The sequence below is a fragment of the Dactylosporangium sp. NPDC051087 genome (assembly GCF_055586325.1).
Genome location: NZ_JBVJIJ010000054.1, coordinates 24,728 through 45,155, shown reverse-complemented (window position 1 = coordinate 45,155; position 20,428 = coordinate 24,728). Strand labels below are relative to the sequence as shown.

Sequence of the window (20,428 nt, the reverse complement as noted above, 5' to 3'; positions counted from 1 at the left end):
GGAACGTTCGCTGTTTCCGGGGGTGTGCCTCTGGACCCACCGGAAGAAACCCCCCCCCCCTCACTCCTCCCGGGGGGGGTGTCCCCCCCCCCCCCCCCCCCCCACCGCGCTGGTGTCCTTCGGGTCAACGCTCAAACCCTGACACCGTGGGTCCCCGCCATCCTCGCCGAGTCCGTACCCGCCATCGCCGAGGTGGCCGTGCCAAACCTGGCGATCACCTCGCTGTTGTATACCGACGGCGTCATTGAGGCTCGCGCCGTCATCGGTGACTTCTTCGGCGCCGACCAGCTGGCCGAGTTCGTCGCCCGCGCCCTCGCCGACCGGCTCCCCGCACCGCAAACTATGGGCCGCCTCGTCTACGCCATCCTCGAGCACCAGCACGAACGGCCCCAGGACGACGCGACAGCCGCCCTGATCACCTACCGCTCGACGATCACCTACGCCGATCTCCCAAGCTAGACCACCTGGCGGTTTAGTCACTACAGCGGCGCGGCAGCATCGACTTCCATCGAAGTGATCGAGGCGGCTACTGGCGCCTGGTAAGAACCGCACGACGGGCCAGCAGACCACGACCGGCGACCTGATCGCGACGGGCCGACAAGGTGCGGCCCGGGAAGGCATCGTCGGTAACTGTCCGGCGTGGATCATGTGTGCTGCCGGCCGGGGATGGGCACCCCCTTCAGTATGCGAACCAGTCGGTCGATGACGACCGCCACTGTTATCGCGGTCGCGATGCTGATGACCGGGTGCACAGCCGACACATCCCGGCGGGATGCCGCCGCGGACGCGGCGGTGCAACTGCTGACCTCCGTCGCTGACGGCGACGGCGCCGCAGCCTGCACCGTCCTCGCCCCGGACACCGTCGCGGAGCTTGAGCATTCCGCGGACGCGTTGTGTCCGGGCGCGATTCTCGATGAGGATCTGCCGGGGCCAGGTGCGGTGCGCCGGGTGGATGTGTACGGCCAGTGGGCGCGGGTCGTCCTGGACGACGACACCGTGTTCGTGGCGGCGTTCCCGGGCGGGTGGCGGGTCGTCGCGGTCGGCTGCCGCCCGCATGGTGAGCGGCCGTACGACTGCATGCTGCAGGGAGGCTGAGATGCGGACGCTGTTCGTGCTGTGCCTGGCCGTCGTCGGCGCCGGGCTGGGCTATGTCATCGCGCTCGGGCTGCTCCACCGATGAACGCACCTAAGGACGCACCGATGAGCCGGGGTGCCGCGATGCGCAGATTCGTCCGGGAGCATTCCCTCGGGCTGGTGTTCGGTGTGCTGTTCCTGCTCGCGCTCGTCGGGCAGATGTTCGCCGGGCATGCCGACTACAACCAGCAGCAGGTCGTCGACGGCCTGGAGCCGATATCGCTGGGCCGGTACCTGACGTCGGCCAGTTTCGCGGTGGACGTGGCGGAGAACTGGCAGTCGGAGTACCTACAGTTCTTCCTCTACATCGTGCTCACCGTGTGGCTGCTGCAGAAGGGCTCACCGGAGTCGAAGTCCCTGGACCAGGCCGGCACCGAGTCCGATCAGGACCAGCTCGTCGGACCGCACGCCCGTGACGACTCACCAGCCTGGGCGAAGGCGGCCGGGTGGCGGCGGCAGCTGCTGTCCAACTCGCTCGGTCTGGTCATGGGCGGGATCTTCCTGCTGTCGTGGCTCGCGCAGTCGCTCGCCGGCGTCGCGGCGTTCAACGAGCGGCAACTCAGCCAGCTGCAGACCCCCGTGTCCTGGCCGGGCTACCTGCTCGAACCGGACTTCTGGAACCGCACCCTGCAGAACTGGCAGTCCGAACTCCTCGCCGTGTTCTCCATGGCGGTCCTGTCCATCTACCTGCGGCAGCGGGGATCCCCCGAGTCCAAGCCGGTCGGCTCGGCACACACCTCGACCGGCGTCGAGGGCTGAACCAGCCAACACCCACCTCCACCTGCTCCGCCGACCGGACGGCACAAGCCGGCGAGGCGATCCGACGCCGTTTCACCCGGCCCAGACCTCCGGCCCCGCCGCAGGTCCGTGTAAACATACCGACGGTTACATGCGCTGGGCTTCGCTCTGCGTATTGAGCCGGGCGCGGATGTCGGTCAGCCAACCGGTGAAGTCGGTCGGTGGGCAGCGCATGCCGTCCGCGACCGCCTCTATGACGCGCACAACGGTGTAGCCCATCGCCGTGATGTGCTCGGCATCGTCCAGGATCAGAGCCACGGCGAGCTGCTCCCAGGTCGACCAGGCCAAGTTGGGACGTCCACTGTGTGAAACCCGGGCCCATCGCGCCCGGTCCAGAATGGCACGTGCCGCAGCGTCGGGTTCGGCGACAGGGTCGCTTCCGGCCGTCGCAGCACGTCCCCTTTGTCGTTGTGAGGTGTGCACAGCCGCCCGGCGGGGCGAACCACCATCATCGATCCCGGCGCCGGTGGGCGTCCACCACGGCCGGACTCGCCGCCTGGGGAACCCTGCTGGTCCCAGACGAGGTCCAGATGCCGAGTAGGTAAAGACGGTCGGGTCGTAGCAAGTGTTCGCCTGCACCAAAAGGCCGGTCAGTCGTCGGTCAGCAGGCCGGTGCGGAGTTTGGCGAGCGCTGCGGCAAGGAGCCGCGACACGTGCATCTGGGAGATGCCGAGATCGGCGGCGATCTGGGACTGGGTGCAGCCGCCGAAGAACCGCATCGAGATGATCTTCTGTTCGCGGGCGGGAAGCCGGGTCAGGAGCGGTCGTAGTGCTTCCCGGGTTTCGGCGAGTTCCATGTCGTGGTCGGCGCCGCCGAGCATGTCGCCGAGTTCGGTGACGCCGTGCTCGTCGCCGCGGACCGGCACGTCCAGCGACAGTGCCCGATACGCCGAGCCGGCCTCGAGCGCTTCGATGATCTCTTCCTCGGTCGCGTCGATACGGGCGGCGAGGTCGCTGACGGTGGGTGCCCGGCCGAGGGTGTGGGTGAGGTCTTCGGTGACGCGGTTGATCTGCAGCCGCACCTCTTGGACGCGGCGGGGGACGCGCACGTCCCAGCACTTGTCCCGGAAGTGCCGCTTCAGCATGCCGGAGATCATGGGAATGGCGTAGGACGTGAACGCCGCGCCCCGGGATGGGTCGAACCCGTCGACCGACTGGACCAGACCTACGCAGGCGACTTGGACGAGGTCTTCGAGAGGTTCACCGCGGTTGCGGAACCGCTGCGCCAGATACCGGGCGAGGGGAACGTACAGCTCGATGAGCCTGGCCCGTACCCGCGCCCGGTCCGGGCTGCCGTCGGGCAGGTCCGCCAGCAGCGACAGCAGGGACAGGGCTACCGCATCGGTCTGCTCCCGCGACGCTGGCTGCACCCGCAGGAGCTCGACAGCTTTCGCCTTTACCGAGACCTGCTGCTCGGCCTGCGGGACGACGGCAGTGGCAGGGTGTGTGGCGGTGACGGACATCAAGTTCACCCTTCCGGATCTTCATGCCTGGTCGTAGCGGTACGACACCGTTCGCGGACAGTCAGTCTCGCGGTGCCTGCATCTATACCCAGAACATCGAAGAAGCATCATCGTTGTAACGCCAGCTCACCTCGGCAACCCGACGTACTCCGGGGCCCGTGCCGGTGCAGGCATCTCCCACGCAACTCTACCGAGCGCCTCTTCCCGCTGGGTCAGGTCGTTCGGAGGAGGCCGGCGAATTCACCGAGAGGCGTTACGCCGAGCATGGCGGCTGCCGCCGAAAGCGGTGAAGTCGCCGATCCCGTGCACCGGCACCTGCGCGGGATCGGCGACAGTGCCCGGGCGGCGGGCGGCGTCGACGCGGGCACCGGCGCCGCCGACATGCTCGGCCTGCTGGACGCCCTCGACATCGACCGCGCCGAGGTCGTGGCGATCGACGCCGGCGTCCCGGCCACGTTCGTGCTCGCCGCGCTGCATCCGGCGCGGGTACGCCGCCTCACGCTCATCGAGGCGACGCTGCCCGAGCTGGCCGGTGGATTCGCGGCGCCGCCGTGGTGGTTCGACTTCCACTCGGCGCCCGGGCTCGCGGAGAGGGTCCTCGAAGGACATGAAGGCGAATATCTGGACTGGTTCCTCGCCGCCGGCACGTACGAGCACCGTGGCGTGCCGAGGACATCCGGGACACGTTCGTCCACGCGTACACCGGCCGCGACGCCTTACGGTGCGGCTTCGGCTCCTACCGTGCAGCGCAGCACAGCGCGGAGGCGGTGCTTGCGGCGGGTCGGTTGACCGTGCCGACCGTCGCCGTGGGCGGCAATACCGTCGGCGACCTGCTGCACCGGCAACTGCTGCCGGTCACCGACGACCTCACCGGAGATCTCGTCGCCCGCAGCGGCCACCTCGTCCCCCTGGACCGCCCCGACGCCGTAGCGGAGCTGATCCTCAGAGAGCCGCCAGGAGCTTCCTGGTGATGTCGTCGAGGCGGGCGGCGTCGCCCGGGTCGGCCGCGAACGGGATGCGCCTGCCCTCCAGCACCGCCGTGAGCCCGGCGGGCGGCGCGTCGAGGAACGGCAGGATCTGCGCGACCGCCTCGGCGACCGGCTTGCCCGAGTTCCGTAGCCCGTCGACGTGGCTCGCGGTGGCCGCGTCGTACTCGCCCGCGAAGCTGGTGGCGACGACCCCTGGATGGTTCAGTACGTAGGGGATGCCGTACTCCTCGGCGAACCGAACGCCGAGGAGGTCGCAGAGGGCGGCGCTGTGCCCGAGGGCGCCGGTGCCTGGATAGTCGCGGCGCAGCTGCAGGTCGTCCCAGCGGACCGGGCCGGTGAGCCCTGCGCCGCCGAAGTTCAGCACGACCGGCCGCTCGGCGCGCCGCAGCGGCCCGGCCAGGCCGTGGCTCAGCAGGTACCGGCTGAGGTAGTAGAGCGCGAAGTTGCTCTCGAGGCCGTCCGCGGTCTCGACGCGGGTCGAGCGGTGGAAGCGTACCCCGAGGATCAGTACGTCGATCGCCGCATACCGCTCGGTGATCCGGTCGATGACGTCGCGGTTGCCGGCGACGAGGCTCAGGTCGGCGCCCAGGAACCACGCCCGGTCACCGGCGCCGGCCTCGTCCGCGGCCCGCAGGAACGCCGCGCCCTTTTCCTGGTTGGTCCCGATGACCACGACGTGGTGGCCGCGGCCGAGGTACGTCCCGGCGAGCGCCCGCCCGATCCCGTCGGTGCCGCCTGTGATCACCGTGGTGGCAGTGTGAACGGGCTGCAGGAGCTTCTCGAAGCAGAACGAGTACGTCCGCGTCTCGTACGGCGGGAAGATCGGGATGCGGGTGTAGCCGGTCTTCTCGTACAGGCGGACCGCTTCCGGCTGGCGGTCGCCGGTCTGCAGCAGGAGCCGCCGCCCGCCGAGCCGGGCCGCGGCCGCCTCCACGGCCGCGAGCAACGCGGTCGACACGCCCGTGCCGCGGTGCGCGGGGACGATGTACATGCGCTTGAGCTCGAGGTCGGCGCCGAGCCGCCGCAGCGCTGCGTGCCCGACCGGCAGCCCGTCGGCGGTGTAGGCGACGCCTGTGTAGACGACGTCGCCCGCGTCGACGCCGTTTCGATCGTTGAACCGGTCCGGGTAGCGCAGCCGCACCTCCTCGGCCATCGCCTCCCGCAACGCCACCGCGGCGACATCGTCCCAGTCGACGCTCTCGATGTGCACCGCCCGATCTTGCCATGAAAGCGATGCAAATTACTAGTTAGCCCATAGGCTTTGACGCCAATTGGACCGGCGCTTACGCTGCGCCTGTGACCGTCGCAGACACGGAGGCCGCGCCGGCGCGGATGGGACGGGCCGACCTCGGTTTGCTGGCCTGCTGCGCCGGCGCCGGGTTCGCGACCTTGCTGGACTCGGTGGTCGTCACCTATGCGGTGCCGTCACTCGGCACCGCCCTCGACGCGCCGACCAGCGGCGTCCAGTGGTTCCTGTCCATCTACTCGCTGACCTTCGGGCTCGGCCTGGTGCCCGGCGGGCGGCTCGGCGACGCTCACGGCCGGCGGACCCTGTTCATCGTCGGGCTCGTCGTGTTCGCGGCCGGCGCGCTCGCCGCCGCGGCAGCGCCCGGCATCGGGTGGGCGGTCACCGGACGCGCCGTGCAGGGGCTGGGCGCCGGGCTCATCAGCGCCCAGGTGCTCGGCATCATCCAGGACCGGTTCACCGGACTGCGACGGGTCCGCGCCCTCGCCGCCTACAGCGCCGCGGGCGCGGCCGCCGCCGTCGTCGGGCCGCTCGGCGCCGCGATCGCGCTCGACGTGCTCCCCCACCACCTCGCGTGGCGGGCGGTGCTGGCGCTGAACCTGCCGTTCGTCGCCGCCGTCGTCGCGCTGACCGTCCGGTTCCTGCCGCGCCGGCCACCCGCGGCGCGGCGGATCAGTCTCGACCTTCCCGCGATCGTGCTCGTCGGCGCGTTCGTCGTGCTGGTCACCGTGCCCGTCATCGACCCGGGCATCGACGGTGGCCGGCTCTGGGCCGTCGTCGGCGCGTGCGCCGGCCTGGCGGTGGCGACCATCGCCTGGGAGCGCCGCTACGCCGCCCGTGGGCGCACGCCGCTGTTCGTCTCGCAACTGCTGGCGTCCCGCGGCTTCGTGGCCGGCAACCTGATCGCGCTGCTCTGGTTCGGCGGCCTGCTGGCCCATTCGACGGTGCTCACGGTGTACCTGTTGCAGGGGCTGGGCTGGAGCCCCCTCGTCGTCGCCGCGGTGCTGGTCCCCGGCGCGCTCGCACGGGTCGCGGCGTCCTCGGTCACCTCCCGCGTCTTTGCCCGGCTCGGGGCCCGTACCCTGCCGATCGCGCTCGTCGTCCAGGCCTCCGGCACAGCCGTCCTCGCCTCGATCAGCACCACGGTCACGGGCGCCGGGCTCGTCGTCGCGATCGTCGCGATCGAACTGCTCATCAGCGGCGCGTCGGCGGTGTTCGAGCCGGCGCTGCGGGCGATCACACTCAGCTTCGCGCCGCCGACGCACCATGGCGTCGCGGCGTCGTTCCTCCAGCTGACGCAACGCCTGTCGGCGACGTTCTGCATCGCCCTCGTCACCGGGGTCGCCCTCGCCGGCGACCTGCGCACCGTCACCGCCACCGGCCTGCGCCAGGGCCTGCTCATCTGCTTCGGTCTCGGCCTCGTGGCCTGCCTGCTCTCCTTCAGTCCGGCCCTCCGAAACACCCCGAAGGCCCACGACGCCCCGGCCGAGTCCGCCGGTCCCGGCGCCATGCACGAATGACGCGCCGGGCGCTCTGCGTCGGCTCAGCGTGCGGCGGACACCGGTTCGAGGGACGGGGTCCAGCCGAGTGCCGGGGCCACCGTCCGTGCCAGGTCGGTGAGCAGGCGGACGTTGTCGGCGAGGCCGAACGCGGGTGGCAGGAACAGCACCAGCTCGTCCGCCGCCGACAGGCCCGGATCGGCGAGGATCGCGGCGGTCACGGTGTCGGGGTCGCCGTGGTACACCGGGCTCATCGCCATCCCGGGCGGCAGGTCCGCGGACAGTGCCGGCGGCAGGGCGCCCGCGGGGCGGGACGCGCCGGGGCCCTGGGTGCGTCGCTGCCGGTCATAGGCGGCGTACGTGGCGCGCAGCGCCTCGGTCGGCCCGGGCAGGACCGAGGCGGCGACCGCGACCGGCGGCGCGGGCGTGCCGTGCGCGACGGTCCAGGCCTCACGGTAGGCGCCGATCAGCCGCGCCTGGTGGTCGGGGAACGTCTCGCCGGCCGGGACGTCGTGCAGGATCGTGCCGGTGATGAGCCGCAGCCCCTGCCGTGCGGCGGTGACGGCAGAGGCGATGCTGCCGGAGCCGTACCAGATCCGGTCCCGCAGCCCAGGGTCCGGCGGGGTGACCCGCAGCTCGGTGCCGACCGGCGGGCCGGCGAGGCCGTGGCGTTCCGTCACCGTGTGCAGGGTCTCCCCAGAGACCGCGGACAGGAACCGGGCGAGCCGCCGCTGGCCCTCGGTGCGCGCGTCGGTGCCGGCCGCGCCGAACACGGAGTCCCACACGTCGGTGCCGCTGGAGAACGCCAGCTGCAGCCGCCCTCCGATCAACAGGTCCGCGGTGCAGGCCGCCTCGGCGAGCAGGACGGGCTCCTGATAGCGGGCGGGGATGACGGCGCTGCCGAGGGTGATGCGGCTGGTGTGCTGGCCGGCGGCGGCGAAGAACGGGATCGGTGAGGACAGGTAGTTGTCGAAGTGCCGCTGGTAGGCCCAGCCCGACTGGTACCCGAGCGCCTCCGCCGCCTGGAAGAGCTCGATGCCCTCACGGAGGCCGCGGGCCGCCTCGCCGGTGGGGAACGACACGCGGGTGTTGAAGCCGAGCCTGGTCATGGGTTACCTCCTGTGCTGTGCCATGCCGCGACGAGGTCGGCGTACGGGCCGGGCCGCCCGGCGAGGTCGGTGTGGTGGCCGGACTCGACGAGGCGCCCGGCGGCGAAGACGAGGACCCGGTCGGCGGTCTCGGCGGTGATCATGCGGTGGGCGATCGAGACGGTGGTCCGGTCGCGGGTCAGGACGGCGAGAGCGCGCTGCACCGCCACATCGGTGGCCGGGTCGACGCCGGACGTCGACTCGTCGAGCACCACCAGGTCCGGGTCGACGAGGGCCGTGCGGGCCAGGGCGACGAGCTGCCGTTCGCCGACGGAGAGCCGTTCACCGCGCAGGCCGACCTGGGTGTCGAGGCCGTCGGGCAGGGTGCCGAACCAATCTGCGAGGCCGAGGTCGCGCAGGATGCGCACCGCGTCGGCGTCGGTCGCGGCGGGCACGCCGAGCCGGATGTTCTGCCCGAGGGTGCCGTCGAACAGGAACGGGTCCTGCGGGACGATGACCACCCGGCCGGCCAGCGAAGCGGCGGCGAGCCGGGGCAACGGCACCCCGCCGAGCCGGATCGTCCCGCCGGCTGCCTCCAGGCGCCGCGTGAGCAGCTTCGCGAATGTGGACTTGCCCGATCCGGTGCGGCCGACGACGGCGACGTGCTCGCCGGGTGCGATGCGGGCCGTTACGTCGCGCAGGACGAGGCGGTCGTCGCCGTACCGGGCCGATACCTCCTCGACGCACACCCCGACCGGGCCGGGAGGCAGCGCGACGCCGTCGGCGACCTCGGCGCTCGGCGTGCTGACCAGCTCCAGGGCCCGTCGCCAGCCGGTGAGTGCGTTCTGCGCCTCGCCGAGGCTCTGCACGAGGAACTGCAGCGGCCGGACGAAGAACCCGACGAGGAACACCATCGCCACGACCTGCCCGGCGGTGAGGCGCGGCTGCGCCGGGTCGCCGGCGAGGGCCCACCAGACACCACCGAGCAGGACCGCCACGGTCATCGTGGAGATCGCCAGCTCCCCCAGTGACGTGTTGCTGTGCAACGGCACGAGGGTCCGCATGAAGCTGTCCCGGGCGCGGTCGACGGCCTCGTCGAGCTTGCCCCGGGCGCGGGCGGCGGTGCCGGTGGAGCGGATCACCGGCGCGCCGAGCACGGCCTCGCTCACCGCGGTCTGCAGGCGCGACACGTCGGTGCGGGCACGGTCGTACCGGCGGGCGATCACCCGCTGCATGCCCAGCATCGCCCCGAACGCGAGCGCCGCGAGGACCAGCACAGGCAGCGCGAGCAGCGGGCTGTAGGCGAGCATCGCGGCGGTCGCGACGAGCAGCTGGGCGGCGCTGGTGAGGAACTGGATGCCACCGCCCTGCAGGAACGTGGTCACCTGGTCGACGTCGCTGGTGAGCCGGGCCGTCAGGTCGGCGGCGGGCACCCGGTCGGCGGTGCTGGCGGCCATCTCGTGGACCCGGCGCAACCCGGCCCGCCGCACGTCGGCCAGGGCTCCTTCGACGCGGTCGTGCAGCCGTCGGTTGAGCAGGACGGAGGACGTGCCGGCGACCAGCACGGCGCCCGCGCCGACGGCGACCGCGGGCCCGACGGTGTGCGGCGCGAGCCCGGCGTCGATCGCGTGCTGCACGGTCAGCGGCGCGATGACCCGACCGGCACCCGCGAGCAGCGCCAGCAGGCCGGTGAGGGCGAGGCCCTTGCGTAGCCGCGGTGAGACGCGCACGGCGGCGGCGATCAGGGCCCGCGGGCCGGCCTGTGCGAGGCTGGCGAGTTCAGCCGACATGGGAGCGGTCCTCGTAGGCGGTGACGAGGCGGCGGTACTCCGGCACGTCCAGCAGCGCGGTGTGCGCACCGGCTGCGGCGACTCTGCCGGCGTGCAGGAGGACCACCCGGTCTGCGAGGGTGACCGCGGCGGGGCGGCTGGTGGCGAGCACCACCGTCGGGCGGTCCGGGCCGTCCCAGGCGGCGGCGAGCCCGGCGAGGACCTGGCGTTCGACGCGCGGGTCGAGCGCCGACATGGCGTCGTCGAGCACCAGCAGCCGCGGCTCGCGCAGGACGGCGCGGGCGAGGCAGATCCGCTGCCGCTGGCCGCCGGACAGGGTCGCGCCGCGCTCACCGACGACGGTGTCGAGCCCGTCGGGCAGATCCCGCACGATGTCGTCCGCCGCGGCGATGCGCAGGGCCCGCCAAAGCTCCTGTTCCATGTACGGGCGGCGCCGCCACGGGTGGCCGGAGAGGCTCAGGTTGTCGCGGACGGACTCCGCGAACAGGAACGACGTCTGCGGCACGACCGCGACGTGCTCCGCGACCGCGTCCCGGCCGAGGTCGCGCACGTCGACGCCGTCGAAGCACACCGTGCCGCCGGTCGGGTGGTCCTGGCCGCCGGCGACGTCGAGCAGGGTGCTCTTGCCGGAGCCGACGGCGCCGACGACGACGGTGACGGTGCCCGGCTCGAGGTCCAGGTCGACGCTATCGAGGAGCCGGTGGCCGTCGACGGTGACGCCGACGCCGCGCAGCCGCACCCGCAGCGCGCCTCGCTGATCGGCGAGCCTGCCGCCGGACGACGAGGTGCCCGGGTGCTGCAGCACCGCCTGCACGCGGGCGCGACCGGCGCCGGACATCGGCAGCATCGACAGGAAGCGGCTGATGACGTTGAGCGGGATGGAGATCGTGATGAGCAGGTACACCACGCCGACCAGGTCGCCGACGGTGAGGCCGCCGGGCGTGGCCTGCGGCGCCCCGACGGCGAGGACGGCCAGGACCGCGACGGTGGGCAGCAGCTCCAGCACAGGGTCGAAGACCGAGCTGACCGCGGCGATACGCAGGTCCGCGGCGCGCAGGCCGTCGACGGCGGGCGCGAATCGGGCGTCCTCGGCCGCAGCGAGGCCCAGGCTGCGGACCACGGGTCCGCCCTCGATCGACTCGTGGGCGACGCCGCTGACGGCGCCGCGGGCCGCCTGCGCCGCGCGGGCGCGCGGGGCGAGCAGTCGCTGGTAGCCGATGTTGACGCCGAGGACGAGGACGACGAGCGCCAGCCCGACGAAGCCGAGGGCGCGGTCGCGGACGAACAGCTCCGTCAGGGCCAGCAGCAGCATGAAGACCATGCCGGCGGCGAAGTACGCGAACTGCATCGGCGACCACAGTGCGTCGACGTCCGACACAGCGTGGGCGAGGAGCCGGCCCGGCGAATGGCGGCGATGCCAGCCGGGGTCGAGCTCGAGGTAGCGGTGCACGACGGCGCGGCGGGTCTCGGCCTGCGAGCGGTATTGGACCCGGCCGGTGGCGACGCCGCGGACGAAGATGGTGACCCATCGCAGCGCCGAGATGCCGAGGATGAGCAGCGCGCTGACCCACCACGCGGACGCCGGCACGGTACTGCCGGACAGGGCGGGCACCACGAGGTGGTCGGTGGACCAGCCGACGGCGGATGCGCCGAACACCATCGTGGCGCCGTTGAGCAGCCCGGTGACGGTGGCGAGGGCCGCCGGTCCCGGGTTGGCTCGCGCCCCGGCGAACTGGGCCACGAGCGCCGACGGCCGCCGGGTGTCCGGAAGTGGCGGGCGTCGCGCCATGGAAGGTTCAGCCATGCACATCCGCCGTCGGCCGGTCCGCTGACGGCGTAGCCGGTGTGTCCACCGCCGGCCGATCGGCCGCTGCGCGGCCGGGGACGGCATCGATGAGCTCGCGGGTGTGCGGCGACTGCGGGTTGGTGAAGACCTCCGCGACTGGCCCCTGCTCGACGACCTTGCCGCCGCTCATCACCGACACCGTGTGCGAGATCTCGGCGACGACGCCCAGGTCGTGCGACACGAACAGGTACGACAGCCCGAGCCGCTCCTGCAGGTCGACCAGCAGCCGGAGGATCTGGTCCTGGACGAGGACGTCGAGCGCGGACACCGGCTCGTCGAGCATCAGCAGCTGCGGGCTCAGCGCGAGGGCCCGCGCGATCGCGACCCGCTGCCGCTGCCCGCCGGACAGCTCGCTCGGCAGCCGGTCCAGGTACGCGACGGGCAGCGCGACCTGGTCGAGCAGCTCCCTGGCGCGGGTCTCGCGGCTGCGCCGGTCGCCGACCTTGAACGACACCAGCGGCTCGGTGATCGACTGCCGGACGGTGAAGGACGGTCGGTGCAGGTGCCGCAGGGCGTCGGCGAGCGTTACGGTGCACAGCGCCGTCTCTAGGTCGTCCGGCCGGTGCCGGGTCGCCAGGTCGGTGACGTGCCCGGCGAGGAGGTGCTGCGCGTCATGCGGGGTGTTGAGGGCGATCAGGGTCCGGGCGAGGTAGCGCACGGCGGTGTCCTCGTCGCGGTCCAAGATCGCGACGCCCTGGTCGGCGGCGGCACGGAACTCGGTCAACAGTTGATACGCCTGGTGGTAGCGCTCCCCGGTGTAGCAGCCGATCGCCTCGTCGAGCAGCCCGCGCAGTTGCTGCTGCGCCGCCGGATCCGCGGCAGGGGCCCGGTGCCACACGGACATACGGGCTCCCTCCTGCCTGGTCGGTGTCATGGGATCGGATCGGTCGGGATCAGGCGGCGCTGGTCGCGGCACCGGCCGGCGCCTGCTGGCGGCTGGTCAGAGCAGATCGAACACGATGAACGGCTCGTGTTCGCCGACCGCGTTCTGGGGCGTGCCGGCAGCGCTGCTCCGGCCGTCAGGAACTGCTGAGCGGGCTGGTCCGGTGGGGTTCCTGGTGTGGCGTGTGCAGACGCCGGCGTGGTCATCCAGGGCGAGGGGCTGCTGCGCCAGCAAGCTGAGGACGACAGCTACGCGGCCGTGCTGGTTGAACGTGGCGATGCCGGCATGGATGCGTGACCGGGCGAGGGCGATCAGCGGCGCGGCGTCGGCGACGCGGTGGCACGCGCGCAGCATCGCCGCGACGACGATCAGCTGGCGCAGGCCGATCGGATCGACCCGGCCGACCCCCTGCTCCCAGTCCCGCCAGGCGAGCTGCGCGGCGGTGACGCCGTCGTCGCAGCGGCCGAGCGCGTGCAGGGTGCAGCCCAGATCGAACCGGACCTGCACCGCCTCGAGGGGGTCGTCGAGGCGGGTGTAGCTGTCGATCAATGCCTGCCGCACGGCGGCGGCCGCGCTGTGGTCACGGTCGAAGTCGAGTTCCGCGGCGAGCTCTTGGCCGGCGGCGAGGGTGTCGGCATGGTCGTCGCCGTGCAGGTGCCGGGCCGTGTCGTAGGCGTACTGCGCCCAGGCCCGCAGCGGTAGCTGCGGGTCACGGCTGCTGTACAGCCGCAGATACGCCAGGCACACGGCGAGGAGGTCAGGGTCGTGCGGCGCGGTCAGCGGGTCGCGGTCGCGCAGCTGCCGCGCCAGCGTCGCCGCGGCCCGCTCCCGGGCACGCCGGTGCCACCAGCCACGCAGAGGTACCGTCACCCCGCCGAGGACACGTCGCCGGTAATCACGGCGGCCGGTCTTCATGGCGCCTCCAGGCGATTCAACAGATTGGGCTGGTGTGCGGAGGGTGGCGACACGTCGGGGCAGCGGCGCCCGCCGAAGGCGGCCCGCCGGATCGTCGGCGATCTGCCGTCGGCTGCCGCCGGTGCCCGTCGCTGGCGGTCGGCGGGTCAACTGCGTTCCAGGTGGGCCCAGTGTTGGACGAGGTGGTAGTGGTGCGCGGTCGTCGGTGTCGGCTTCCACACCGGGTCGGGTGGGACGGGCTCGCCGCGGACGTGCCGGACCGCGGCCGTGAGCACGTCAGCACCGGCGTATGCGCCGAGGTAGGCGGCGGGGTCCAGCCACGGCAGGACCTCGGTGATGACCGGTGCGCTGCCGTACACGCCGACTCCGGCGAGCCCGACCGTGGCCGGGCCGGTCCACCGCAACCCGGCAACGACCGCGGTGACCAGCTCCCGGGCCGGTGCGGGGAGCGTGACGACAGTGTCGGTCCCGGCGACGCCGCTGCTGCCCTGGTTATCGGTAGTGCTGCCGGTGTAGGGCGGGCCGGTGCGGCGGGCGAGGACGGCGATGATGCGGCCGGCGTCGGCGACGAGGTCGACGGTGCACCGCCCGGCGTACGGGTCGTCCGGGTGGGCTTCGGCACCGGGCACGGGGCGCACGACGGCGGTGGCGGCGCCCGGCGCGGGGTGCGGGGCGTGGTCCAGCAACGCGGTCACCGCCGCCAAGGGCAGCCGCCGGCCCGGGTCGGTGAATCCGGCGTTCGCGCTCACGGTCCACACGGTGTCGTCGAACACGTCGTCGGACATCACGGTCAGGTCGGTGTCCGGGTACCCGAGGTCGGTGGCGGCAGCGAGCAGGTCGCCGCCCCGCGAGACCCGGACGGTCGGCACGACCGGCAGGTTCAGGTCACGCAGGTGCTGAGCCAGCTGCCATCGACTCCGCGTGAGGCCGATCATCGGGTCCGGTGGGCAGACCAGATGGAGGTCGTCGTACCCGGCACGTTCGCGCATCTCGGCGCTGGTCACGGTTCGGACAGCGGCCGGGGTCAGCGGCAGGATCGTGTCGCAGCCGCCGTCGGAGGCCGCGTTGTCCAGCGTGTCGACGGCGTTGCTGTCATACGGTCGGCCGTCGACGATCCAGGTGATGCCGGGCGGTGGTGGTGGCAGCGGATGCCGGGTGGAGCAGCCGGTCAGGTGCGCACGTCGGCATGCCTTCCGCAATACCTCGGCGATCGCCGGCACCGCCGGGTGTCCGAGGTCGGTGACCAGCAGCCGCAGGCACCGCGCCCCGGGATGCCCACAGTCCGGCTGCGCACGCAGGTCGGGCGCGACCTGCACGCTGGTGTAGTCGACGCCGCCACCCCTCACCGGCGTGCTCCGGAGAATGCCGCACCGATGGTGCAGACGGTGCACGGTCGGTGGTGCCCGCGCGGCCGGTGCTGCATCGCGGAGCGTTCAGGGCGGGGAGAACGGGCGGGGGCAGTGGATCGCAGCATCGGAGTGCGCCGTTTCAGCCAGGACCGGGCAGGTCGGTGGTCAGCAGTCGTGGTGGTGTGGCGCCGGGCTATGACGGTGTTGCGCTCACGCCGATGCCTGGACCGGCGGTGATGGTGGTGGTGTCACGGCGTTCACTGCTGAGGAACAGCAGGTACAGCTCGGTGCGTGGGTAGGTGCCGCCGCGGTAGCCGCCGGGGTTGCGCAGCAGCTGCAGCTCGTAGGCCAGCACGACGCCGGTACTCGCGTCGACGATGAGGGTGTCCCGGACGGCGGGTGTGCCGTTGTCGACGGTGGTGACGGTGATCGCGATGCCGGGTCGTCCGGCGCGGTCGGTGGCCGGGCCGCTATAGGTGGCGTCCATGTTCGCCAGGACATTGAGAGCCGCGGCCCGGACCGGGCAGGTCAGGTAGGTGGCCATGGCGGTGCTGGAGATGGCCCGCAGCCCGGCGAACGGCCCGTCGTCCCACGGCTGGACCTCGTTGACCTGCCCGGCGAGGATCGCCGGGTCAGCGCGGGGGGCGGCGATGCCCTCCCACACCCGGCCTGCCGGGTGCTCCTCGGTGGTTGTCGTCGCACCCGGCGTGCCCGGACCGGGGTTCGTGGTCCCGGCCGGGTAGCGGGTGATCACGTCGGAGCCGGAGTTGTCGGCGGCGATCGTGCGGACATGATCCTCGACCACGGTCGTGCTCGTGCCCGGCCGGCCCCGGTCGCCGGTCATGTCACCGGCCCACAGCCGGTAGCTGATGACCGTGGACCCGCCGCTGCTGTGATCCGCCGGCGCCGGGACGAGCTGCCCGGCGAGGCGCTGCAGCAACGCCAGGCTGTCGGCGCCGTCACCCCCGGCCACACCCGACGCGGACACCGACCCGGGGGCGGCGGGGACCAACGGGTTCGTGCAGAGATCGGCGGGCCGGGACGGCACGCCGGTCGCTGCCGCGGGGACTGCGGTGTCCTGGTCGGCGTCGGCCGTGCGGGCGGCGCGTGCCGTCACAGCAGCCGCCGCCGGGAGGGCAAGGGTCGCGACGGCGATGCCGGCGAGGGCGAGCCTGCGTCGGCGCAGGGAAGCGGTACGCACGAGGGGTTTCCTTCCGTGGTGCCGGGAGGTCCGGCCTGGGGGGTGGAGGGGCGAGCGGTGACCAGCGGGTCCCGCTCGTCCGGAGGGACTGCGCCACACGCTGCGGTGCGGGCGTAGGTGGGGGGTAGGTGTGGCCACGCAGCCGCGCCGATGCCGGCGGCTTCGGCCGGGTCGGGTTAGGTGAGGACGGTGCGGTAGCCGGCGTCCAGGAGCAGGTCGGTACCGCTGTACGGCGACTGTCTGACAACGCCGTCGACGGTGGTGAAGGAGGTCCAGGACTGCGGTCGCCAGGTGCGCCGGTCGAGGATGAGGACGCCGTGATCGACGACGCCGTGGCCGTAATCGTGCTCGGCGCGGACCGCGATACCCGGACGGCCGGCCTGATCGACCGTCGGCCCGTCCAGCCGTACTCCGGGGGTGGTGCACAGCACGGCGAGCGCCGCGGTGTGTTGCGCGAGGGTCGGCAGGGTGCGCCGGTACCGCAACGCGAGCACCAGCAGCACGTACGTCGCCCGCCGGTCGTCGGGGTCCCACATGGCGAGCTGCCCGGCCAGGGTGTCCGGGTCGACCGACCAGGCCGTGAACGCCAGCCACAGGTCATGCCCCGGGTCTGCCGGATTCGACGGATCGGACCCCGCCGCGCGGACGACCGCGGGCCGTACGAACGGGTAGGGCTCTCGCTGCGGCCATTCGGGCACGTCCCAGGTGCGTTGCCACAGCCCGTATGTCGGCCCGCCGGACGTCTCCCAGGTCGTGACGTCGGTCTGTTCCAGCGGCTTTTCCACCAGTCCGGTGCGGGCATCGCGATGCCAGAAATCGTCGGGACGGACCGTGCGGGTGGCGAAGTACGTGTACCGGCCGGGCGGTGTCACGACCGGCCGGCCGGTCAACCCCAGCGGCGGCGGACCGGCTCGCAACTCGGTCACCTCCGGCGCCACCGGATTCCCGCCCACCGCCGGCACCGCAGCAACGCCGGCGGGCATCGCACCGGGCCGCGGTGCCAGGCCGGGGCAGAACGCCGGGCGGGGCCGCAGCTGTGCCAGGGTTGCCGCACGATCCGGATCCGCCTGGGCAGGACCGGCGGCAGCACCGGCGATCGCTGCGACAGCGGAGAGGATCGTCGCGGCGGCGGTGATCCGGGTCCGTGTCCGGGCGGGTCCCCGGCTGCGGGGAGAGCCGGCCGAACGCGTGGACGACGGTGCTCGGGCGGGTCCGCCGTCCGGGCGGGTACCGCGACTGGTCATGTGCTCGACTCCAGAAGGAAAAGGTCGTCGGGGAGAGTGGGTCCGGCCGGTCGCACCGTTGCCAGATGACCCTGCTACCGGTCGCCCGGCAGCTGGGGTGGCACCGGCTGATTTGAGGGCGGTCCGGCGGGTTTGCGGGCGACGACGCCGTAGACGGCGAGCTGCTCCACGCCGAGCGGCGCGTCGGCCTCACCGTCCCGGCCGGTGTCAGGACCGGTGTCGGGGCGCCATTGGGCGACGCCGACGAGCCCCGGGTCGAGCAGTTCCAGGCCGGTAGTGAATGCGGCGATCCCGGCCTCGGTGCGGGGGTGATAGCCCGGGGCCAGGGCTGGGAGCTTGGCGCGTTCCGTGTCGGTGAGGAAGTCGGCGGTGCCGTGGCTGAGGACCAGGAAACTGCCCGGGGCGAGGGCGTCCAGCAGCACGGCGACGACGCCGTACGGGTCGGCGTCATCGGGCAGGAAGTGCAGCACGGCTACGAGCAGGAGCGCGATCGGCTTGTCCAGGTCGAGGACGGTGCCGGCCCGGATGTACGCGAGGATCGCGGCGGGGTCGGCGAGGTCGGCGTGCAGGTAGTCGACGGTGTCCGGCACCGCGCTGGTCAGCAGCGCCCGGGCATGCACCAGCACGAGTGGGTCGTTATCTACGTAGACGATGCGGGACGTGGGGTCGGCGGCCTGCGCGACCTCATGGGTGTTGCCCGGCGCGGGCAGGCCGGTACCGATGTCCAGGAACTGCCGCACCCCCTGCCCGGCCACGTAGCGCACCGCCCGGCCGTGAAACGCCCGGTTCGCCAACGCCCCGGCCTTGGCCATCGGATGCGCCTTCGCGATCGCATCAGCGGAGGCCCGGTCCGCGGCGAAGTTGTCCTTCCCCCCAAGCCAGTAGTTGTAGCGCCGGGCGGGATGCGCCACGCTCGTGTCGAACGGCGGCGCCAGCGGCGCGCCAGCACCAGGACCGCCTGGCGGTCTGCTGGCCGCGCCGGATGCGGGCGGCAGGTCAGACATGGCGGCAGCCGCTCCGCTGGCATCGACGGATGCGGGCGTGCAGGTCTGGCGATGACCGGGTGCTGTGGGCGGTCGGATGCATGTGGTGTTCGTGGTCCTCTCAAACGCTGCGCAGCTGGCGAGCGTGCTCGGCCACGCGGGTAATGAGTCGGCGTGTGCTGCACGAGGGTGTGCGTGCTGTGGCGGTGCCGGCATGCGGGCGGGCCTTCGCTGGATTGCGCCGTCCGACGGCCCAGGGTTTGCGGACGTCATCCGCGCCGGCAGAGTCCCGAGTCGGCGACCGGATATCCGGTCGCATCGCTGGGTGGGTGATCAGCTGTGTCGTGACCCGCTGTGGCCCGCGGTGGCCAGGCGGTATGCCGCAACGACCGTGCTCTTGAGCCGGCCCCGGTCGCTGACCTCGTAGCCGGCGCCGCGGGCCCATTCCCGGATGGCGGTGTTGGCCGCTCTGCGCTGGGCGTCGCTGGGTGGTCGAACGTCCGGGTGTGGCCCTGGAAGGCCGGCGTGCCGGGGCGAGCGGCTCCGCCGGTCCGATCCCGGGTCGACCTGGTCGGGTTGCCGCTGCGCCGCGGCCACGAACGGGGCGAGCGACGACCGGAACTCCGCTGCGTTCACCGCGGACAAGTCGATCGTGTAGGAGGTGCCGTCCAAGCCGAACGGGACGCTCTCGTCTGCGGGACTGCCATCGAGGTCGTCGAGCAGGGTGTGCGTGGTGCGGGTCGCCATGGAGGTATGCCGTTCGTGTCCGGGGTTCGTGTCGGGGTTGTGCTGGGGATGCGCGGCGCCGGCAGCGCCGAGGTCATGACGGCGGGTCCACGTCACCGTGCGGCAGTCTGGGTCCGGCGGACAGCCCCGCCCCGCACGCCGCCCACGGACGTGGGCGCGCATACGGGCGGGCGAGGACGGATCGTGCTGCGGCGTCGCCGCCAGGCGGCCGGTCGGGAGGAGCTCCATACGTCGCGGCTGCCTCACGAGGGCCGGTCCTCTCCAGGGTCGTCGGCGCGGCCGGAAGGATCGACGAGAGCGACGTGATAGCCGGCGCCGGAACCTGCCGAGGTGCCGCCACTGGTGCTGCGGGCGTGCAGGAGACCGGCGACGCCCCGCGCGCCCGCATCCTGCGCGGAGATCCCGGCCGCGCCGAGGAGGTGCCGGGCGTGCTCGACCTGCCCCGCGTCGACCGCAACGATGTGGTTGGTGCCGATCCGGCTGCCGAGGCGTGCCTGCAGCGGTGAGAGTGGCCACGGCCCGCGACCGACGGCGCGGGCGGCGCCACCAGCCGTGCCGTCGTCGTCGCTGCTGGTCCGGGCGACCGGGATCGGGTCGGCCGATACGGTGTGGGTGGCGGTGGCCGCCGGGTCGGCGGTGACGGCGACGAGGGTTGTGGGCCAGCCGAGCAGGCGCAGCGCCGCGTCGACGGCGACGCCGATCCCACCGTCGTGCGGCACCCACATGGTGTCCGGTGGCGCCGGCAACCCGTCGAGGATGCCGGCCATGAGCACGGCAAGCGCGTAGTGACCGTGATTGCCGTAGGGGCCGGGAAAGTTGCCGTCGAAAGCGCCGGCCTCGGCGGCCGCCCGCTTGCTGGCCTGGACCGCGTCGGCGTAGCTACCGACCACAAGTCGTTGACCGTGCTCTGGCTGATCCAGCGACGAGAGGGCTGTCGGGCCCGCCCCTACCGGCGGGGCCGCGCTCATGGGGATGAACCGCACGGTGGTGATCCGGGCCTGGGCGGCGGCGACGATGACGACGCTGGCGTACGTGCTGCACATCGTGCACGCCCGTCGGTGAGCACCGCAGACAGCGACGAACAGCTGGGTGTAGTCCTGCGCGGCGGCGGCGTCGACGACCCCGCTCGCCAGGGTGGTCGCGTACCGCTCGGCGAACGGCGCTGTGCCGGGTAGCACCAGGACCTGCCTGTCGGCCGGTAGGCCGGGCACCGTACGCAGCGGCGTCCGCGACGGCGGGTCGAGCGTCATGAC

Annotated in this window: 20 protein-coding genes; 6 read left to right on the top strand and 14 right to left on the bottom strand. The window is 72.7% G+C overall.

What is annotated here, in order from left to right:
* The first annotated feature begins 192 nt into the window (after positions 1-192).
* The 3 genes from ACZ6TV_RS52685 (at position 193) to ACZ6TV_RS52675 (ending at position 1,893) form a co-directional block, all read left to right on the top strand.
* The gene (locus ACZ6TV_RS52685; protein ID WP_465308861.1) at positions 193-459 is read left to right on the top strand and encodes a SpoIIE family protein phosphatase; all 267 of its coding nucleotides are present in this window, start codon (positions 193-195) and stop codon (positions 457-459) included.
* A gap of 207 nt (positions 460-666) precedes the next feature.
* Positions 667-1,095 (top strand): hypothetical protein, encoded by a 429-nt coding sequence (locus ACZ6TV_RS52680; RefSeq protein ID WP_465308859.1) that lies wholly within the window; start codon positions 667-669, stop codon positions 1,093-1,095.
* Positions 1,096-1,218: 123 nt separating this feature from the next.
* Positions 1,219-1,893 carry a DUF6766 family protein gene (locus tag ACZ6TV_RS52675; protein ID WP_465308857.1) on the top strand — a complete coding sequence of 225 codons (675 nt, stop codon included), beginning with the start codon at positions 1,219-1,221 and terminating at the stop codon, positions 1,891-1,893.
* A gap of 126 nt (positions 1,894-2,019) precedes the next feature.
* On the opposite strand, the gene ACZ6TV_RS52670 is transcribed toward ACZ6TV_RS52675, so the two are convergent.
* Both ACZ6TV_RS52670 and ACZ6TV_RS52665 read right to left on the bottom strand, forming a co-directional pair.
* Positions 2,020-2,190: a hypothetical protein gene (locus tag ACZ6TV_RS52670; protein ID WP_465308855.1), complete on the bottom strand. Its 171-nt coding sequence runs from the start codon at positions 2,188-2,190 to the stop codon at positions 2,020-2,022.
* 332 nt (positions 2,191-2,522) lie between these two features.
* Complete coding sequence (locus ACZ6TV_RS52665; protein ID WP_465308853.1) at positions 2,523-3,395, bottom strand: SigB/SigF/SigG family RNA polymerase sigma factor; 873 nt, start codon at positions 3,393-3,395, stop codon at positions 2,523-2,525.
* Between the two features lie 264 nt (positions 3,396-3,659).
* Here ACZ6TV_RS52665 and ACZ6TV_RS52660 point away from each other — a divergent pair, with 264 nt between their 5' ends.
* Together ACZ6TV_RS52660 and ACZ6TV_RS52655 are read left to right on the top strand one after the other, a co-directional pair.
* The gene (locus ACZ6TV_RS52660) at positions 3,660-4,184 is read left to right on the top strand and encodes an alpha/beta fold hydrolase (protein ID WP_465308851.1); all 525 of its coding nucleotides are present in this window, start codon (positions 3,660-3,662) and stop codon (positions 4,182-4,184) included.
* Positions 4,181-4,366, top strand: coding sequence for a hypothetical protein (locus ACZ6TV_RS52655; protein ID WP_465308850.1), 186 nt, complete (start codon positions 4,181-4,183; stop codon positions 4,364-4,366). The genes ACZ6TV_RS52660 and ACZ6TV_RS52655 overlap by 4 nt, the downstream gene beginning before the upstream one ends.
* Here ACZ6TV_RS52655 and ACZ6TV_RS52650 read toward each other — a convergent pair.
* Complete coding sequence (locus ACZ6TV_RS52650) at positions 4,338-5,594, bottom strand: SDR family NAD(P)-dependent oxidoreductase (RefSeq protein ID WP_465308848.1); 1,257 nt, start codon at positions 5,592-5,594, stop codon at positions 4,338-4,340. The two genes, ACZ6TV_RS52655 and ACZ6TV_RS52650, sit on opposite strands and share 29 nt — an antisense overlap.
* An 86-nt stretch (positions 5,595-5,680) precedes the next feature.
* On the opposite strand from ACZ6TV_RS52650, the gene ACZ6TV_RS52645 reads away from it, so the two are divergent.
* Entirely contained in the window at positions 5,681-7,150 is a 1,470-nt protein-coding gene (locus ACZ6TV_RS52645) for an MFS transporter (RefSeq protein ID WP_465308846.1), read from the top strand.
* 23 nt (positions 7,151-7,173) lie between these two features.
* On the opposite strand, the gene ACZ6TV_RS52640 is transcribed toward ACZ6TV_RS52645, so the two are convergent.
* The 11 genes from ACZ6TV_RS52640 to ACZ6TV_RS52590 all read right to left on the bottom strand — a co-directional run bounded on the left by ACZ6TV_RS52640 (position 7,174) and on the right by ACZ6TV_RS52590 (position 20,425).
* The gene (locus ACZ6TV_RS52640) at positions 7,174-8,238 is read right to left on the bottom strand and encodes an LLM class flavin-dependent oxidoreductase (RefSeq protein WP_465308844.1); all 1,065 of its coding nucleotides are present in this window, start codon (positions 8,236-8,238) and stop codon (positions 7,174-7,176) included.
* Positions 8,235-10,007 (bottom strand): ABC transporter ATP-binding protein, encoded by a 1,773-nt coding sequence (locus ACZ6TV_RS52635; protein ID WP_465308842.1) that lies wholly within the window; start codon positions 10,005-10,007, stop codon positions 8,235-8,237. The genes ACZ6TV_RS52640 and ACZ6TV_RS52635 overlap by 4 nt, the downstream gene beginning before the upstream one ends.
* Entirely contained in the window at positions 9,997-11,811 is a 1,815-nt protein-coding gene (locus ACZ6TV_RS52630; protein ID WP_465308840.1) for an ABC transporter ATP-binding protein, read from the bottom strand. The genes ACZ6TV_RS52635 and ACZ6TV_RS52630 overlap by 11 nt, the downstream gene beginning before the upstream one ends.
* Entirely contained in the window at positions 11,804-12,697 is an 894-nt protein-coding gene (locus ACZ6TV_RS52625) for an ATP-binding cassette domain-containing protein (RefSeq protein ID WP_465308838.1), read from the bottom strand. The genes ACZ6TV_RS52630 and ACZ6TV_RS52625 overlap by 8 nt, the downstream gene beginning before the upstream one ends.
* A gap of 96 nt (positions 12,698-12,793) precedes the next feature.
* Complete coding sequence (locus ACZ6TV_RS52620; protein WP_465308836.1) at positions 12,794-13,606, bottom strand: hypothetical protein; 813 nt, start codon at positions 13,604-13,606, stop codon at positions 12,794-12,796.
* A 191-nt stretch (positions 13,607-13,797) separates the two neighbouring features.
* Positions 13,798-14,997 (bottom strand): hypothetical protein, encoded by a 1,200-nt coding sequence (locus ACZ6TV_RS52615; RefSeq protein ID WP_465308834.1) that lies wholly within the window; start codon positions 14,995-14,997, stop codon positions 13,798-13,800.
* A gap of 196 nt (positions 14,998-15,193) precedes the next feature.
* Positions 15,194-16,201: a hypothetical protein gene (locus tag ACZ6TV_RS52610; RefSeq protein ID WP_465308832.1), complete on the bottom strand. Its 1,008-nt coding sequence runs from the start codon at positions 16,199-16,201 to the stop codon at positions 15,194-15,196.
* Positions 16,202-16,377: 176 nt separating this feature from the next.
* Positions 16,378-17,127: a hypothetical protein gene (locus tag ACZ6TV_RS52605; RefSeq protein WP_465308830.1), complete on the bottom strand. Its 750-nt coding sequence runs from the start codon at positions 17,125-17,127 to the stop codon at positions 16,378-16,380.
* Between the two features lie 392 nt (positions 17,128-17,519).
* Positions 17,520-18,449 (bottom strand): SAM-dependent methyltransferase, encoded by a 930-nt coding sequence (locus ACZ6TV_RS52600; RefSeq protein WP_465308828.1) that lies wholly within the window; start codon positions 18,447-18,449, stop codon positions 17,520-17,522.
* A 312-nt stretch (positions 18,450-18,761) separates the two neighbouring features.
* Positions 18,762-19,175 (bottom strand): histone-like nucleoid-structuring protein Lsr2, encoded by a 414-nt coding sequence (locus ACZ6TV_RS52595; RefSeq protein WP_465308826.1) that lies wholly within the window; start codon positions 19,173-19,175, stop codon positions 18,762-18,764.
* Positions 19,176-19,417: 242 nt separating this feature from the next.
* Positions 19,418-20,425, bottom strand: a complete 1,008-nt coding sequence (locus ACZ6TV_RS52590; RefSeq protein WP_465308824.1) for a hypothetical protein — start codon at positions 20,423-20,425, stop codon at positions 19,418-19,420.
* Between the last annotated feature and the right edge of the window lie 3 nt (positions 20,426-20,428).

Excerpts from the sequence above, each read along its gene's own strand:
- ACZ6TV_RS52665 (WP_465308853.1), bottom strand. The coding sequence starts at position 3,395 with ATGTCCGTCACCGCCACACACCCTGCCACTGCCGTCGTCCCGCAGGCC.
- ACZ6TV_RS52600 (WP_465308828.1), bottom strand. The coding sequence starts at position 18,449 with ATGTCTGACCTGCCGCCCGCATCCGGCGCGGCCAGCAGACCGCCAGGC.
- ACZ6TV_RS52680 (WP_465308859.1), top strand. The coding sequence starts at position 667 with ATGGGCACCCCCTTCAGTATGCGAACCAGTCGGTCGATGACGACCGCC.
- ACZ6TV_RS52640 (WP_465308844.1), bottom strand. The coding sequence starts at position 8,238 with ATGACCAGGCTCGGCTTCAACACCCGCGTGTCGTTCCCCACCGGCGAG.
- ACZ6TV_RS52595 (WP_465308826.1), bottom strand. The coding sequence starts at position 19,175 with ATGGCGACCCGCACCACGCACACCCTGCTCGACGACCTCGATGGCAGT.
- ACZ6TV_RS52625 (WP_465308838.1), bottom strand. The coding sequence starts at position 12,697 with ATGTCCGTGTGGCACCGGGCCCCTGCCGCGGATCCGGCGGCGCAGCAG.
- ACZ6TV_RS52590 (WP_465308824.1), bottom strand. The coding sequence starts at position 20,425 with ATGACGCTCGACCCGCCGTCGCGGACGCCGCTGCGTACGGTGCCCGGC.
- ACZ6TV_RS52675 (WP_465308857.1), top strand. The coding sequence starts at position 1,219 with ATGCGCAGATTCGTCCGGGAGCATTCCCTCGGGCTGGTGTTCGGTGTG.
- ACZ6TV_RS52630 (WP_465308840.1), bottom strand. The coding sequence starts at position 11,811 with ATGGCTGAACCTTCCATGGCGCGACGCCCGCCACTTCCGGACACCCGG.
- ACZ6TV_RS52660 (WP_465308851.1), top strand. The coding sequence starts at position 3,660 with ATGGCGGCTGCCGCCGAAAGCGGTGAAGTCGCCGATCCCGTGCACCGG.
- ACZ6TV_RS52635 (WP_465308842.1), bottom strand. The coding sequence starts at position 10,007 with ATGTCGGCTGAACTCGCCAGCCTCGCACAGGCCGGCCCGCGGGCCCTG.